The following is a 14,791-nucleotide window of genomic DNA, read 5'->3' on the forward strand; positions in this document are numbered from 1 at the left end:
TTCTCTGAGACATGTACTTTCAAAGGCTTTATTTGAAAAGTCCCTTCTTTTTATGTTTATCACTGTCTGCATTACCATTCATTGCATCATCAAAATTCTTCAATGCTTCTTTTTGTGTCTCAGTCAGGCGCTCAGGGACTGAAACAACAAGTGTGACATAGTGATCACCTCTGACAGCACGGTTACGCAGGGTAGGAACACCCTTTCCTTTTAAGCGCACCTTGGTATCTGTCTGGGTTCCTGCTTTTACTTCGTATTCCACATCGCCGTCTACCGTTTTTATCAGAATGGTGCCGCCAAGCGCCGCTTTTGCAAAAGAAATGGGTACAGTTGAAAAAATGCTGGTATCCTGACGTTTAAATATGGGGTGATTGGATACCACTGCCTCAACCAGAAGGTCTCCCCTCTCTCCGCCGTTGCTTCCAGGCTCACCTGCTCCCGCCAGACGGACAGACTGTCCGTTGTCAATTCCTGCCGGAACGGTAACCTTAATTTTCTTTCTTCTGGTAATATATCCTGTTCCATAGCAGTCCGGGCACTTCTCCTTAATGACCTTGCCGGTACCGCCGCAGTCCGGGCAGGTCTGTACATTCTGTATCTGACCAAAGAAAGACTGCTGGGTGTACATGATCTTGCCTTTTCCGTTACATTTGGGGCAGGTTACCGGTGATGTTCCCGCTTTTGCACCGCTTCCATGACAGGAAGCGCACTCTTCCTTAAAATTGATCTCAATCTCCCGCTCGCAGCCGAAAATTGCTTCTTCGAAGCTGATACGGATACTGGTTCTTAAGTTGGCTCCCTTTAATGGACCGTTATACTGGGCGCTTCTTCTTCCGCCGCCAAAGATATCTCCGAAAATATCCCCGAAAATATCCCCCATATCCGAACCATTAAAATCGAAGCCGCCAAAACCGCCTGCTCCGCCGGTTCCGTCAAATGCAGCAGAACCAAACTGGTCATACTGACGTCTCTTATCCGGATCACTTAAAACACTGTAAGCTTCGGAGGCCTGTTTGAATTTTTCAGCAGCGGCAGCATCTCCAGGGTTCGTATCCGGATGGTATTTTTTAGCCAATGCGCGATAGGCCTTCTTAAGTGCTGCATCATCTGCATCTTTGGAAACGCCAAGGATTTCATAATAATCTTTTTTACTTTCTGCCATCTTAGGTCTACCTCTCATAATTGTAAGGAATTTATTCCTGCGGAAAAAGTGCTGTATTCCTACAACACTTTCTCCAAAGTCCTGTCAACCGACTTATTATTAAACTTCTTTATAATCTCCGTCTACAACATCGCTGTCCTGGTAAGAAGCTCCTGCTCCTGCTGCTCCCATGTCAGGGCCTGCTCCTGCTCCAGCCTGGGACTGTGCCTGCTCATAAACCTTTGCAAACAATGCCTGTGCGCTGTTCATCAGTTTTTCACGGCCTGCCTTAATATCTTCAATCTGGGCATCTGTCATTTCTTCCAGTGGTGCTCTGTTAATCGCTTCTTTTAATGCATTTAAGTCAGCCTCAACTGCCGCTTTATCCGTATCTGCGATCTTATCTCCGACTTCCTGCAGAGCTTTCTCTGTCTGGAATACCATGGAGTCCGCATCGTTTCTTGCATCAATGCCTTCCTTGCGTTTCTTATCCTGAGCCTCATATTCAGCTGCTTCTCTCACAGCCTTATCAATGTCGGAATCAGACATGTTGGATCCGGAAGTAATGGTAATATGCTGCTCTTTGCCTGTTCCTAAATCCTTTGCGGAAACATTAACAATACCGTTGGCATCAATATCAAAGGTAACTTCGATCTGAGGAACACCTCTTCTTGCAGGTGGAATTCCATCCAGACGGAACTGTCCGAGAGTCTTGTTATCTCTTGCAAACTGTCTTTCGCCCTGTACGACATGAATGTCAACTGCTGTCTGATTATCTGCTGCAGTAGAGAAAACCTGGCTCTTCTTTGTAGGAATTGTTGTGTTTCTCTCAATCAGTCTGGTAGCCACACCGCCCATTGTCTCGATGGACAGGGAAAGGGGTGTTACGTCAAGAAGAAGGATATCGCCTGCACCTGCATCGCCTGCAAGCTTACCGCCCTGGATACATGCACCAATCGCTACACACTCATCCGGGTTTAATGACTTGGAAGGCTCTTTGCCTGTCAGCTGTTTTACTTTCTCCTGAGCTGCCAGCATACGGGTGGATCCGCCGACTAAAAGCACTTTTCCAAGCTCTGCTGCTGTGATTCCTGCATCTTTTAAAGCGCTCTGTACCGGAACTGCGGTACGCTCGATTAAATCCAGTGTCAGTTCGTCAAATTTTGCTCTGGTTAAGTTCATATCCAGATGCTTCGGACCCTCTGCTGTAGCTGTAATGAAAGGTAAATTGATGTTTGTGGTTGTGGAAGAGGATAATTCCTTCTTTGCCTTTTCAGCAGCTTCTTTTAATCTCTGCATAGCCATCTTATCACCGGATAAGTCTACGCCTTCTGCCTTTTTAAATTCATCCACCATCCACTGAGTCAGACGGTTGTCGAAATCATCTCCGCCCAAGTGGGTATCGCCGTTGGTAGAAAGTACTTCAATAACTCCGTCACCGATTTCAATGTTGGAAACGTCGAATGTACCGCCTCCTAAATCGTATACCATGATCTTCTGTTCTTTTTCATTATCAAGACCGTAAGCAAGCGCTGCTGCTGTCGGCTCGTTGATAATACGTTTTACATCAAGGCCTGCAATTTTTCCTGCATCCTTGGTTGCCTGGCGCTGTGCATCGTTAAAATAAGCCGGTACGGTAATAACTGCTTCTGTAACCTTTTCTCCTAAATAAGCCTCTGCATCTGCTTTTAATTTCTGAAGAATCATGGCAGAAATTTCCTGAGGGCTGTAATTCTTTCCATCGATGGTTACTTTGTAATCAGTACCCATGTGTCTCTTGATGGAAGAGATGGTGCGGTCTGCATTGGTTACTGCCTGACGTTTAGCAGGTTCACCAACCAGTCTTTCTCCGTTTTTAGTAAATGCAACGACAGACGGTGTTGTTCTTACACCTTCGCTGTTAGGGATAACAACTGGCTTACCGCCTTCCATTACGGCTACACAGCTGTTTGTTGTTCCTAAGTCAATTCCAATGATCTTACCCATAGTTTTTTCCTCCTATTTTATAAACAAAATTGTGAGAGTTTCTGATTTATTTTATTAATTAGCTACCTGAACCATGGAGTGCCTTACCACGGTATCCCGATAGGTATAACCTTTTTGAAGTTCCTGGGAAACTACATTCTCACCAAGAGAATCATCTTCCACATGCATTACCGCATTGTGGTAGTTTGGGTCAAAGGGCATTCCAACCGCTTCAATCGGCTTAACCCCTGCCTCTTCCAGTGTTTTCATCAGCTGTTTATAGATCTTCTCCATTCCGTCGGCGAAAGGTGATTCCTTTTCTTCTTCCGGAATTGCTGCGAGGCCCCGTTCAAAATTATCAACTATGGGAAGGATTCTCTCTATAATATCCTTTGCCCCGATTTCAAACATGGCGGATTTTTCTTTTTCGGTACGTTTTCTAAAATTATCAAATTCAGCCATGGATCTTTGAAGACGGTCTGTGAGTTCCTCTATCTTCTCGTCCTTTGGATCCTTCTTTTCTTTCTTTTTACCGAAGAAGCCCTTTTTGCCCGGTTCTTCTTTTGCATCGTCCTCAGACTGTGTCACCTCATCTGATTCCTGTTCTTCCTGTGAAGATTCTTCATTACAGCCGCAAGTTTCTTCTATCTCTTTTTCAGAGGAAACGCCGTCTTCCTGATTCATCGTTTCTTCTGTCAGCTTCCCGTCTGTTTTAACATCTTCCATGCTCAATATTCTACCCTTCACCTTTCATCTTTTTTCAAAATGGTATCCAGCTGGGTCATTAAGTTTCTCAGCGTATTCAATACCTTTTCATAATCCATTCGCTTGGGGCCGATAATGCCAATGGTTCCCCTTAAGCCTTCCCCAAGTTCATAGTTAGCGGTAACAATGCTGCAGTCCTTCATCGTCTGAACAGGTGCTTCATCTCCGATGTACACCTGGATTCCGGAACTGCTTTCCGAATTATTTACATCATCCACCAGTTCCTGAAGAAGCTCCTTCTGCTCCAGCGCACCAATTAACTGACTTGCTTTTTCCCCGTCACTTAACTCAGGGTATTTGAAAATGTTGGTTGCACCGCTGGTATAAATCTGAAGATCTTCATCATCGGCTCTTATGGCTGCCGCCACCTCCGATAAAACCCGGTCAACCACTTCACTGTGGGGACCTGCCTGGGTCTTCAGTCTGCTGATCACTTCTAAGTTAATTTCTTCTATTGAAAGCCCGTTTAAAGCATTATTTAATAGAATGTTAAGATTCAAAAGCCCTTCGTCATTCAGTTCCGAACGAATAGGGATTATGGTGTTCTTTATGATATTGCCTTCCACCACAATTACCACAAGCAGTTTTCCCTCATCAACCTTGGACAGCTGGATAAACTTTAACTTGTTATGATGGTACTGGGGCGCACTGATCATGGCTGCATAATTGGTATTCTGGGCAAGCAGCTTTGCTACCTGCTTGAGGAGAAGCTCTACCCTGTCCACACGCTTTAACATTAAATCCTTAATCTCTGTAAACTCATCTTCCTTTTCCTGAAGAATCTTATTCACGTAGAAGCGGTATCCCTTGTCGGATGGTATCCTTCCTGCAGAAGTATGGGGCTGCATAATGTAACCCATCTCTTCCAGATCAGACATCTCATTGCGGATGGTGGCGGAACTTAAATTCAAGTCCGTATATTTAGAAATCGTACGGGAACCTACCGGCTCTCCTGTTTCCAGATAAGTTTTAATAATTGCTTTTAAAATAATGATCTTCCGCTCATCAAGCTGATCCTTATCATCCAAACTGCCACGCTCCTTTCAGAGGTATTTGTTAGCACTCAACGTTTAGGAGTGCTAACATCTTCTTTTCATAATATATTCTTTTTTTCTACATTTGTCAATACATTCCTGAAAATTTTTAAATGAAGTTTTTGTTACCTGCATGTACATTTTATATCAATTTTCTATCAAATATTACAAAGCCTGTGACATTTTTTTCTTGACTTTTAACACTTTTGTAATATAATGGTAATTGATACACCATAACAACACGATTGCGAGGTAAATCATGATTAGTTTTTTAAGACGAATTCAGGTCACTGGATTTCTGACACTCCTTTGTATTCTGCTGTTATCCACTACTGCAATGGCTGCCCAGACGGCTGAAAGCCAAGGTACAGCAAACCAACAGTCCTGGAGTGTTGAAACGGATAACCAAATGAAAAAGAACGGCACCGGAACGGTTGCTACTGCAAGCGAAGCCACGATGAGTGACGAGGTAGGACCGGGCATAGAGAAGAAAGTACAGCCACAGCCAGAAGAAAAAGCACCCACAGGTCCTGTTTACGAAAGAGGCGCATCTCTCGGAATATTCTCTGCAACAGCCTACTGCCCCAGCAGCTCAGGAAGACAGCAGAAGACTTACTCCGGCACGATCCCACAGCCGCTGCACACACTGTCTGCAGATCTTACTATTCTGCCACTTGGAACAAAAGTCATGATTGACGGAGTTATTTATACTGTAGAAGATACCGGAAGCGGTATCAGAGGAAAGAAAGTGGATATCTATTTTGGAAGCCGTGGTGAAGCTCTGGCTTTTGGAAGACAGTCAAAAGAGATATTTGCTGTAGTAGAGAGATAATAAAAACCATCCATATACACTGCCGGAAAGCGGAAGAACCGCTTTCCGGCAGTTTTTTTGTGCAGCGAAAGGTGTGGCGGGACGAAATCGCCATAAAAACTTGACAAATATGGAAAAAAGTGTAAAATAATTACTTGTACCTCATTTATTACAAATCTGTTACATATATTTATATTGTATTAAATTGTATGTACTTTTTGTAAAAAAGAAAGGAAGGAATTATTACATGATAAGAACAAAGGAAATCCAATGGTTCTTCGGAACATTACTAATGATAGCATTACTTACAGCAGCACCCACCCCTGTTCTTGCCGGACAGACTCCGGGAATTATAGACGGTGCAGATGAAACCAGTGTCAGGGGCTGGGCATGGAACAGCTCTGATCCGTCTTCTACGGAAGAGGTGAAAGTCATCATTACAAGCCAGACAGCCGGAACTGTTGTAGGCGAGCTGACCACTTCTGCTTCGAAATACAGAAAGGATTTAGCTGATCAGGGCACAGGCACAGGAAATTATGGCTTTGAAGTATCTGTACCCTGGAGCAGCTACGGCGACGGCTCTTATCTTGTAGAAGCTTATGCCGGCGGACAGAAACTTTCCGGTTCCAGAGTATACGGTACTGGTTCCTTTGCTTCCGCGACAGGTCTTCGTTCCCTTGGAATTTTCAGAACCACCGCCTACTGCCCCTGCAGAAGCTGTTCCGGAAGATGGGGAGGACGCACCAGCACCGGTACGGTGGCAACGGCAGGACATACCATTTCCGTTGATCCCAGAGTGATTCCTTATGGAACCCGTCTCATGATCGGCGGAGTGATTTACACGGCGGAGGACTGCGGAGGCGGTGTAAAAGGGAATCATATCGATATCTTCTTCAATACCCATGGAGAGACCCGTGCTTATGGAACCAGAAATATGGAGGTTTTTCTGGTTCAGTAACAAAATCCCTGATGTGGTACAAAAAAGGTCTGCAAAGAGAGAATAAATTCCTACTCTCCTTGCAGACCCTTCTGTTACATCAAAAACTGACTCATAACGTAATTACTGATATCAATACCCCGTTCCGTCAGCCGGTAGAATCCTTCTTTCAACTCCAGCAGGCCTTCCCGCTCCAGTTTATCAAGAACAGGTCCATACACATGACGAATATTCTGACCGAAGCTGCTGACAAATCCGTGGGCAGATACCCCTTCTATCAGACGGAGTCCCAGAAACATATACTCTTCCATCTTTTCTTCCATGGTAAGCCGTTCAAACTCCTGCCTTAAAAGTTTGTCAAATTCTTCTTTTCTTTCAAATCCGCCATTTTTATACTCCTGATAACTGGCTGTATTGTGAAAACGGCAGCCATTCATATAGGAAGAAGAACCAAGCCCCAGACCTAAGTATTCGGTTCCCGTCCAGTAGCCGATATTATGCCTGCACTCATATCCCTTTCTGGAATAATTGGATATTTCGTACCGCTCATATCCCTGTTCTTTTAAAAACTCTCTGGTCAGGTAATACATCTCCCTCTCCAGGTCCTCGTCAGGGAGGTCCGGAAGAGACATGAGACGCCTCCGTTCCTCTCTTGTCATGGAATCATTGTCCATTTCCACATGCTCTCCGTAACGGTCATAAAAAGGAGTTCCCTCCTCTACAATGAGGCTGTAAGCCGATATGTGCTCCGGCTTTAACATGGTAACCTTCTTTAAGGTGTTCTTCCATGATTCCACCGTCTGTCCCGGAATTGCTGAAATCAAATCCACATTTACATTGTCAAAACCCGCCATGCGGACTCTCTGATAGCTTTTTAAGAATTCATCGTAGGTGTGTATTCTGCCCAGATAGTTCAGTTCCTTATCATCAGCGGACTGAAGTCCCATACTGATCCGGTTCACTCCCTCACTTTTATACTGAACAAGTGCCTCAGAAGTGACCGTTCCCGGATTGGCCTCCAATGTAATTTCCGCTTCCGGCTGGATATCAAACTGACTGTTTAATGCTTCGAGAATAGCGGTCATCTGATTTATTTCCAGAATAGAGGGCGTCCCGCCCCCGATAAAAATACTGATGACCTGGTATTCTCCGGCGTATGCACTCTGGTATTTTATCTCTTCCAGCAGCTTTTGCGTATATTCCTGCTGCATCTGTCTGTTTCCGGGAAACGATAAGAAATCACAGTAAGCGCATTTACGTGCACAAAATGGAATATGCACATAAATCTCCAAATTTTTTTTATTCATCATCTAATTTCAGTACGCTCATAAATGCCTTCTGCGGTATCTCAACGTTACCGACCTGGCGCATACGTTTTTTACCTTCTTTCTGCTTTTCAAGAAGTTTCTTCTTACGTGAAATATCACCGCCGTAGCATTTGGCAAGTACATCTTTTCTCATGGCTTTTACTGTCTCACGGGCAATGATCTTGCCTCCGATGGCTGCCTGTATGGGAATTTCAAAGAGCTGTCTGGGAATCTCATCCTTTAGCTTCTCACACATTCTTCTGCCGCGTTCATAGGCGGATTCTGCATGGACAATAAAGGAAAGGGCATCCACTTCTTCTTTGTTGACTAAAATGTCCAGCTTCACTAACTCAGACTTCTCATAGCCTTTCAGTTCGTAGTCAAAGGATGCATATCCTCTGGATCGGGATTTGAGCGCATCAAAGAAGTCATAAATGATTTCATTCAGCGGAAGCTCATATTTTAACAATGCTCTGGTAGCTTCCATATATTCCATTCCAAGATAAACACCCCGGCGTTCCTGACAAAGCTTCATAATGGCTCCTACAAACTCAGTAGTCACCATAATCTCTGCGCTGACAATGGGCTCTTCCATATATTCAATCTCAGTCGGATCAGGCAGATTAGAGGGATTGGTCAGTTCCAGCTTCTCCCCGTTCTTTTTGTATACATGATAGACCACGCCAGGAGCAGTGGTCACAAGATCTAAATTATATTCCCGTTCGAGACGCTCCTGAATTACCTCCAGGTGAAGAAGTCCTAAAAATCCGCAGCGGAAACCAAAGCCAAGGGCGAGTGACGTCTCCGGTTCAAAGAATAAGGAAGCGTCGTTAAGCTGAAGCTTCTCTAACGCATCTCGCAGGTCATTATAACGGGCTCCGTCTGCCGGATACAAACCGCAGTACACCATAGAGGTTACTTTTTTATAACCTGGCAGAGCCGATTTGCATGGCCTGTCTGCATGGGTAATGGTATCACCCACTGCTGTATCCTTCACGTTCTTGATGCTGGCGGTTAAATATCCAACCATACCGGCAGATAATTCTTCACAGGGTAAAAACTGGCCTGCACCGAAATATCCGACTTCCACCACCTCTTCCACCGCACCGGTGGCCATCATGCGTACTTTATCCCCTTTTCGTACCGTTCCTTCCTTAACACGGAAAAATACGATAACGCCCTTGTAGGAATCGTAAAGGGAATCAAAGATCAGGGCCTGGAGCGGAGCGTCCGGATCGCCGGCAGGAGCCGGAATTTTCTCAACGATTGCTTCCAGCACCGCTTCTACATTCAGCCCGGTCTTGGCTGAGATTCTGGGTGCATCATGGGCTTCAATGCCGATAACATCTTCAATCTCCTCAACCACACGTTCCGGCTCTGCACTGGGAAGGTCGATTTTATTCAGAACCGGAAATACATCCAGATCGTGGTCCAGTGCCATATAAACGTTTGCAAGTGTCTGGGCCTCAATTCCCTGGGAGGCATCCACTACCAAAACAGCGCCGTCACACGCTGCCAGACTTCTTGAAACTTCATAATTAAAGTCAACATGACCCGGTGTATCAATCATGTTAAATATATATTCCTGTCCGTCATTTGCCTTATAAACAGTACGAACTGCCTGGGCCTTGATGGTAATCCCACGCTCCCGTTCAAGATCCATATTATCAAGGACCTGCGCCTGCATCTCTCTGCTGGTAAGAAGCCCTGTTTTCTCTATAATCCGGTCTGCAAGTGTCGATTTTCCATGATCAATATGCGCAATAATGCAAAAATTACGTATTCTATTCTGCTGGGCAGCTGCCATAAAGTATAATCCTCTTTTCTGATGTTTCTAATGTCTTCAAATATACCATTAAAATTACCGGTTGTCCACCGGGAAAGCGTTGAATTACCTTAATCATATTACTATTTTCGCTTGCAAATACAGTAAATATGTATTAGAATAATAGTAAAGAAACAACCGCCCCAATACAAGGGGTTGGCCAATAACGATGATAGAAATCCATCCTTGCTACCGTCCAAAGTATACAAGGGTGGTTTTTCTATGCCTGTTTCCAGGTCTTTATAGAAAAACGCTACTTACAATTATAAAAAATAAAGGTAAGCAATGCTAAAATGAATGTACCAAAGGCCATAAGGTCTTTAAAGTCATATTTCATTTGCATCACCTCCCATCTATGTAATGATGGAAGGCCAACGCCCCTGCAGTGACACGATTGTTCCTTGTACCTATGGTAACATATTCCATTTTACCACGCAATTGTTTTTGTTCTCTTAAGATCACATTTGTATAAAAGACTCAAAGCTGGATAAACCTGATAAATAACGGGTTCCCAGCTTTTTTAGTTACCAATATGTATTCTGTTTAGTTCCCTTTTAAGACCATATCCAAAACCTCTGACAGAGGTTCCATTGCATTTAATGCCTCCTGATAGGAATTGGTCTGGGCACCTACTTCAATTAAGGAAGACCTGGCTCTTAAGTGCTGGTTATAACGAAGTCCTTTTATGTAAATCTTACGGGTGAGACCGGGAAAATAGGCTGCGCTGTCCAGCTGCATCTGAAAGCTGAAGGCGAGATTCTTCTCTCTGTAAGGATTTGGCAGATACTCAATGGGGCCTTCCGGAGTCTGGCAGACTCCATTAAAAAACATAACAGGCGCAGTCATTTTTCCATTGACTTTATTGACCATATGCAGATCACTGTTTACTCCATCCCGGTGAATATCCAGGATGACTTCGATAGAAGGGTTTTCCTGGAGAATTTTTGTAATGCCGTCGAGAGCGTAGGTATAGGCTTTGTTTCTGTCCAGTTTTCCATTCTGCAAGTCATATACGGAAGTGTCATGAATGACGTTGTAACCCTTAGCGGTTAACAATTTTGTTAAATAGGTTCCGATACCCACTACGGTTGCTTCTTTATTATTCTGAGTCCTGAAATCGGAATATTCTTCCTGGGAATGGGTGTGGTAGATTAAAATCTGGGGTTTGTCATTACCTCCTTCCAGAGTAAATTTCTCCGAAAGGAACTGATCGGCTTTCATCAGATCCCGCCCTGCAGTCGTGGAGGTATGAACGCTGTAAAAATGCTTCATCATATAATCATAATCTGCCAGCTGTTCCTTCCGGTATGTAGTTCCCACAATTGGCCAGATATTGCTTGATGCACAGGTCATTGCAGACTTTTTTTCTGTCCCCCCAGGCATGGGCTGCTGTATCTCCTGGCTCACCTCTGGTTTTTGCGTTTGTGCTGCCGCCTGGCTTTCCTGTGTCCCCGGCTGTATCTTAGGTGCCCCGGCATTTACGCTACCGTCTTCCCCGCTCTCTTCTCCTCCATCATATAGAAGAAAGCTGTGCTCTTCATAAAACTTCCCGCTTTCTAAATAACTCCTGTATGCCGGATCATTTTCTCCGTAATAGCCGGCTTTTGTGTTACTTTTTCCCATATAACGGGATAAGGGGGAATGGCTGAAGAAAAACCCGCAAAAAAGGCTTCCGAGAGAATCTTTCTGATAAAGCGCTTTTCCCTCTTCCCCCTCCTGGTCCCAGACAGCAGCAGGATACTGGTATCGCCAGATAAAGGAGACGCTATCTGCAACTCCCTCTCCCATCCAGTTTTGTATCTCCTTTAAATCCAGTCTGCCTGCTGCCTGGGAAGCTTCTTTAAAACTAAAAAAAACGGCCAGAATCAGGCTTACTGCAATCATTAAATTTTTAATTAACCGGTTCAATCGTTCACTGCTCTGTTTCATAGCCGCCTTCCTGCATTCTTGATTCATAATATACTATGCAGAAAGCCGGCTGTTTACTACGAAACTTCCTGTCCCAGAAAGGTCATATGGATTCCCTCTGAGATGGTGAAACTCAATTCTTTCACGGTTTCGTCAATATCGGGAGGAGTCACATAAAGTGGTCCGAACTCCGGCTCTAAAAGTTCCCGTATGAGATCATACTGCTCATCAGAATTAAGATTTTCCATAAAATCTCCCATACCCTTGGTCTCCATATTTTCTGACAAAGCTCTGATTAAGGTTCTGACTGTATCGTGTACGATGGCAGCCGCCCCTACCACGGTGGGGACGCCAATTGCCATAACCGGGACCCCTAAGCTTTCTTTTGTTAAGCTGTGGCGGTGATTTCCCACTCCGGAACCTGGATGGATTCCGGTATCCGTCAGCTGTATGGTGGTTCCGAGACGTTTTACACTTCTTGCAGCCAGAGCATCAATTGCAATAATGAGATCCGGTTTTGTTTCTTTAATAATTCCTTTTAGTATTTCGGCTGTTTCCATTCCGGTCTGAGCCATAACACCAGGTGCAATTCCGCTGATCACCGGCATGGTTTTTCCCCGCCAGAAATCTTCCCCATACTGAACTTTTAAATGTCTGGTGACCTGAAGGTTTTTCAGAACTCTCGGCCCCAAAGAGTCCGGAGTTACGGAAGAATTGCCAAGTCCTGCCACCAATACGTGAAAATCCGGTTTTCTGAAATCTTTCCCTTCCAGCAGCTTGGAGATCTGGGCTGAAAGCTCTTCGGACACCTCCCTGTGATAATCCTCATCTTTTAAAGACAGCTGGTCTGCTTCCAGGGTGATATAGGTTCCAATGGGCTTTCCCATGGCTTTTGATCCTTTTTCATCAAGAATTTTTACCTCTGTCATTTTAATCCGGCTGTCGGACCGGTGCCATTCCCTTAAGGATACTCCTGATATTTCTCCGCCGTCACCGGGAAAGCTTTCTTTTTCTTCAACAGCAAGGTCTGTACGAACTTCAAATGTGTTTTCCATTTCTTCCTCCTTTCCAGCATTTCTAAGGTATTTTCTGCAAAAAAGCAAGAATTATGTATTGACATATGTATCGAAATTCGCTAAAATATAAAAGTATGTTTACATTGAACTGTCCGTGTCCAGGCTTTGATGCAAAACAAAGAATAAATCATATTACATTTTATTGGAGGTGTACAGATTGGCTAACATTAAATCTGCAAAGAAAAGAATCTTAGTTAACGAAACTAAGGCTGCTAGAAACAAAGCGATCAGATCCAAAGTGAAAACATCCATTAAGAAAGTGGAATCTGCTATTACTGCCGGTGACAAGGCTGCTGCCCAGGCATTATTAGTAAATGCTATTACAGAGATCGACAAAGCTGCTACCAAAGGCGTATATCATAAGAATAACGCTTCCAGAAAAGTATCCAGAATCTCTAAAGCTGTTAACGCAATGGCTTAATTCATAAACGATATTTATCCCATTCAGACTAACCCGCTGAATGGGATTTTTTGGTTTGGCGGAATCTCTTTTTATTGGATCCCGCCAGGTTCTTATAAAATTTGAAGTGCACCGTTTTTATCCGTATTAAGGCGCAGCTCCCCTTCATACATACTTCCGTCAGATGTTAACCGGTAAAGCTCATTTTTCCAGATCACCCACTGGTCTTTTGCCATTTTTCCGTCAATGTCTAAATAATACCATTTTCCGTCACTTCCGGTTTTCCAGGTGTCTTTTACCATATATCCGGCTTCATCAAACCAGTACCAGGTTTCTCCGTCCTGATACCAGTTGTTTTTCACATAATCTCCTGTATTTCCCAAATAAAATCTCCATCCGTTTTCATCTTCCACCCATCCGGATTTTACTTCCGCTGCTGATAAAAGTGAATCTTTAAAATCATCCCATGTATGGCTGGTGTGGTTATATACAAATGGATTGGGGCAGATTTTACCGGTTACGTCGTAGTGGCGGATTACGTGGTCTTCTCTGATCCCGTATTGTTCCATAAGATGCTTTGTCAGTGTTTTTGCTGAAGCGACAGTTGCATCTTCAAAATACCAGTCTCTGCTTGTATCGGACTGACTGCCTTTATTTCTGACGCATAGTTCTATGCCGATACTGTTGCTGTTGCGGCATTCGGGATGGATGTAGGTCCTGGCTCCGCAGTGCCATGCGATATTTTTGTCCTCTACGGACTGCCAGATCTCTCCGGAAAAGCCCACAAAGTAGTGGGCGCTGGCGCCTACGTACTGGGAAGCATAGTATTTGCAGTTTGCTTCTGCCCCTCCCAGCGCCCCTACGTAATGAATGACAATATATTTAATACGGCTTAGTTCGCCGTTGCTGTAATTGTATGGGGTTAGAAGTTTGTTTATTTCCACTTAAATCCCCTCCCTTCTTCCCGAGAATCCCATGTCATCTGCATCAAAGGATTCCCGGAAGCGTTCGATTTCTGTATAATCGGAATTTTTTAAATTTTCCTGTATTCCAAGTAATTCTATGCGGGTCATGTCTTCTGTTGCTTCGCTTTTTACCATAGATATCACCTTGTCCCTTTTTATTAATATATGAAGGACAGGTGAAAGATGTACCGGATAAATTATGGCTTTCTTTTCAAATGACACCCAAAAGAGAACTTTTTAAGACGGTTGTGATTTCTGGTTCAACAAGTCTATCGCCTTCGTCAGAACAGAGGGCAGCGGTATTCCCATTAGCCCGGCATTCTCTACTATGGAAATCAGCTCATTTGCCATAAAACCAATTACTACAGTATCTCGTATGTATGTTGTTCCAATGGACAAATCTAGTCGATAAGCAATCAGAACAAACAGAAGAGTCATAGACTTTCTACATAAGCCTTTCCAGCCTGCTTTTGATTCCAAAGTCCCTGTTTCTGTTTTTTTACTATTATGAAAAATAGCAGCTACTGCTATCCCAGATATGAAGTCTATTGCCATGAACAGGACCAAAGTGGCAATTCCAGTATCCCAACCTCCTAATAAAGTTGTAATAATACTGCCGACTATACCGGTTAAGGTACACAAGGTGTTTTTCATTTT

At 44.0% G+C, this 14,791-nt stretch carries 14 protein-coding genes; 3 read left to right on the forward strand and 11 right to left on the reverse strand.

The window, feature by feature from the left end:
* Positions 1-28: 28 nt before the first annotated feature.
* The 4 genes from dnaJ to hrcA all read right to left on the reverse strand — a co-directional run bounded on the left by dnaJ (position 29) and on the right by hrcA (position 4,899).
* Positions 29-1,162, reverse strand: a complete 1,134-nt coding sequence (gene dnaJ / locus DS742_RS07930) for a molecular chaperone DnaJ (RefSeq protein ID WP_117416452.1) — start codon at positions 1,160-1,162, stop codon at positions 29-31.
* Between the two features lie 99 nt (positions 1,163-1,261).
* Positions 1,262-3,127 carry a molecular chaperone DnaK gene (gene dnaK / locus DS742_RS07935; RefSeq protein WP_117416453.1) on the reverse strand — a complete coding sequence of 622 codons (1,866 nt, stop codon included), beginning with the start codon at positions 3,125-3,127 and terminating at the stop codon, positions 1,262-1,264.
* 54 nt (positions 3,128-3,181) lie between these two features.
* On the reverse strand, positions 3,182-3,832 hold the full coding sequence (gene grpE / locus DS742_RS07940) for a nucleotide exchange factor GrpE (RefSeq protein ID WP_117416519.1): 651 nt from the start codon (positions 3,830-3,832) through the stop codon (positions 3,182-3,184).
* 17 nt (positions 3,833-3,849) lie between these two features.
* Positions 3,850-4,899: a heat-inducible transcriptional repressor HrcA gene (gene hrcA / locus DS742_RS07945; protein ID WP_117416454.1), complete on the reverse strand. Its 1,050-nt coding sequence runs from the start codon at positions 4,897-4,899 to the stop codon at positions 3,850-3,852.
* A 265-nt stretch (positions 4,900-5,164) separates the two neighbouring features.
* Between hrcA and DS742_RS07950 the strand changes: the two genes are divergently transcribed.
* On the forward strand, positions 5,165-5,737 hold the full coding sequence (locus DS742_RS07950; RefSeq protein WP_117416455.1) for a 3D domain-containing protein: 573 nt from the start codon (positions 5,165-5,167) through the stop codon (positions 5,735-5,737).
* Positions 5,738-5,963: 226 nt separating this feature from the next.
* Positions 5,964-6,674, forward strand: coding sequence for a 3D domain-containing protein (locus tag DS742_RS07955; protein WP_117416456.1), 711 nt, complete (start codon positions 5,964-5,966; stop codon positions 6,672-6,674).
* Positions 6,675-6,748: 74 nt separating this feature from the next.
* On the opposite strand, the gene hemW is transcribed toward DS742_RS07955, so the two are convergent.
* The 4 genes from hemW to gpr form a co-directional block, all read right to left on the reverse strand.
* On the reverse strand, positions 6,749-7,963 hold the full coding sequence (gene hemW / locus DS742_RS07960; RefSeq protein WP_117416457.1) for a radical SAM family heme chaperone HemW: 1,215 nt from the start codon (positions 7,961-7,963) through the stop codon (positions 6,749-6,751).
* Positions 7,953-9,767 (reverse strand): translation elongation factor 4, encoded by a 1,815-nt coding sequence (gene lepA, locus DS742_RS07965; protein ID WP_117416458.1) that lies wholly within the window; start codon positions 9,765-9,767, stop codon positions 7,953-7,955. The genes hemW and lepA overlap by 11 nt, the downstream gene beginning before the upstream one ends.
* A gap of 561 nt (positions 9,768-10,328) precedes the next feature.
* On the reverse strand, positions 10,329-11,714 hold the full coding sequence (gene spoIIP, locus DS742_RS07970; protein ID WP_117416459.1) for a stage II sporulation protein P: 1,386 nt from the start codon (positions 11,712-11,714) through the stop codon (positions 10,329-10,331).
* Between the two features lie 56 nt (positions 11,715-11,770).
* Positions 11,771-12,748, reverse strand: a complete 978-nt coding sequence (gene gpr / locus DS742_RS07975) for a GPR endopeptidase (RefSeq protein WP_117416460.1) — start codon at positions 12,746-12,748, stop codon at positions 11,771-11,773.
* A gap of 178 nt (positions 12,749-12,926) precedes the next feature.
* Between gpr and rpsT the strand changes: the two genes are divergently transcribed.
* On the forward strand, positions 12,927-13,190 hold the full coding sequence (gene rpsT / locus DS742_RS07980) for a 30S ribosomal protein S20 (protein WP_117416461.1): 264 nt from the start codon (positions 12,927-12,929) through the stop codon (positions 13,188-13,190).
* A gap of 92 nt (positions 13,191-13,282) precedes the next feature.
* On the opposite strand, the gene DS742_RS07985 is transcribed toward rpsT, so the two are convergent.
* The 3 genes from DS742_RS07985 to DS742_RS07990 form a co-directional block, all read right to left on the reverse strand.
* Positions 13,283-14,113, reverse strand: coding sequence for a peptidoglycan recognition protein family protein (locus DS742_RS07985; protein ID WP_117416462.1), 831 nt, complete (start codon positions 14,111-14,113; stop codon positions 13,283-13,285).
* A complete protein-coding gene (locus DS742_RS28760; RefSeq protein WP_170313392.1) occupies positions 14,114-14,269 on the reverse strand; it encodes a hypothetical protein in 156 nt (51 codons plus the stop codon).
* A gap of 102 nt (positions 14,270-14,371) precedes the next feature.
* Positions 14,372-14,788 carry a phage holin family protein gene (locus tag DS742_RS07990; RefSeq protein WP_117416463.1) on the reverse strand — a complete coding sequence of 139 codons (417 nt, stop codon included), beginning with the start codon at positions 14,786-14,788 and terminating at the stop codon, positions 14,372-14,374.
* Positions 14,789-14,791: the final 3 nt, after the last annotated feature.

This window comes from Lacrimispora amygdalina (genome assembly GCF_003432035.1).
GTDB lineage: Bacteria > Bacillota > Clostridia > Lachnospirales > Lachnospiraceae > Lacrimispora > Lacrimispora amygdalina.

Excerpts from the sequence above, each read along its gene's own strand:
- dnaJ (WP_117416452.1), bottom strand. The coding sequence starts at position 1,162 with ATGGCAGAAAGTAAAAAAGATTATTATGAAATCCTTGGCGTTTCCAAA.
- dnaK (WP_117416453.1), bottom strand. The coding sequence starts at position 3,127 with ATGGGTAAGATCATTGGAATTGACTTAGGAACAACAAACAGCTGTGTA.
- grpE (WP_117416519.1), bottom strand. The coding sequence starts at position 3,832 with ATGGAAGATGTTAAAACAGACGGGAAGCTGACAGAAGAAACGATGAAT.
- DS742_RS07950 (WP_117416455.1), top strand. The coding sequence starts at position 5,165 with ATGATTAGTTTTTTAAGACGAATTCAGGTCACTGGATTTCTGACACTC.
- DS742_RS07955 (WP_117416456.1), top strand. The coding sequence starts at position 5,964 with ATGATAAGAACAAAGGAAATCCAATGGTTCTTCGGAACATTACTAATG.
- hemW (WP_117416457.1), bottom strand. The coding sequence starts at position 7,963 with ATGATGAATAAAAAAAATTTGGAGATTTATGTGCATATTCCATTTTGT.
- lepA (WP_117416458.1), bottom strand. The coding sequence starts at position 9,767 with ATGGCAGCTGCCCAGCAGAATAGAATACGTAATTTTTGCATTATTGCG.
- spoIIP (WP_117416459.1), bottom strand. The coding sequence starts at position 11,714 with ATGAAACAGAGCAGTGAACGATTGAACCGGTTAATTAAAAATTTAATG.
- gpr (WP_117416460.1), bottom strand. The coding sequence starts at position 12,748 with ATGGAAAACACATTTGAAGTTCGTACAGACCTTGCTGTTGAAGAAAAA.
- DS742_RS28760 (WP_170313392.1), bottom strand. The coding sequence starts at position 14,269 with ATGGTAAAAAGCGAAGCAACAGAAGACATGACCCGCATAGAATTACTT.
- DS742_RS07990 (WP_117416463.1), bottom strand. The coding sequence starts at position 14,788 with ATGAAAAACACCTTGTGTACCTTAACCGGTATAGTCGGCAGTATTATT.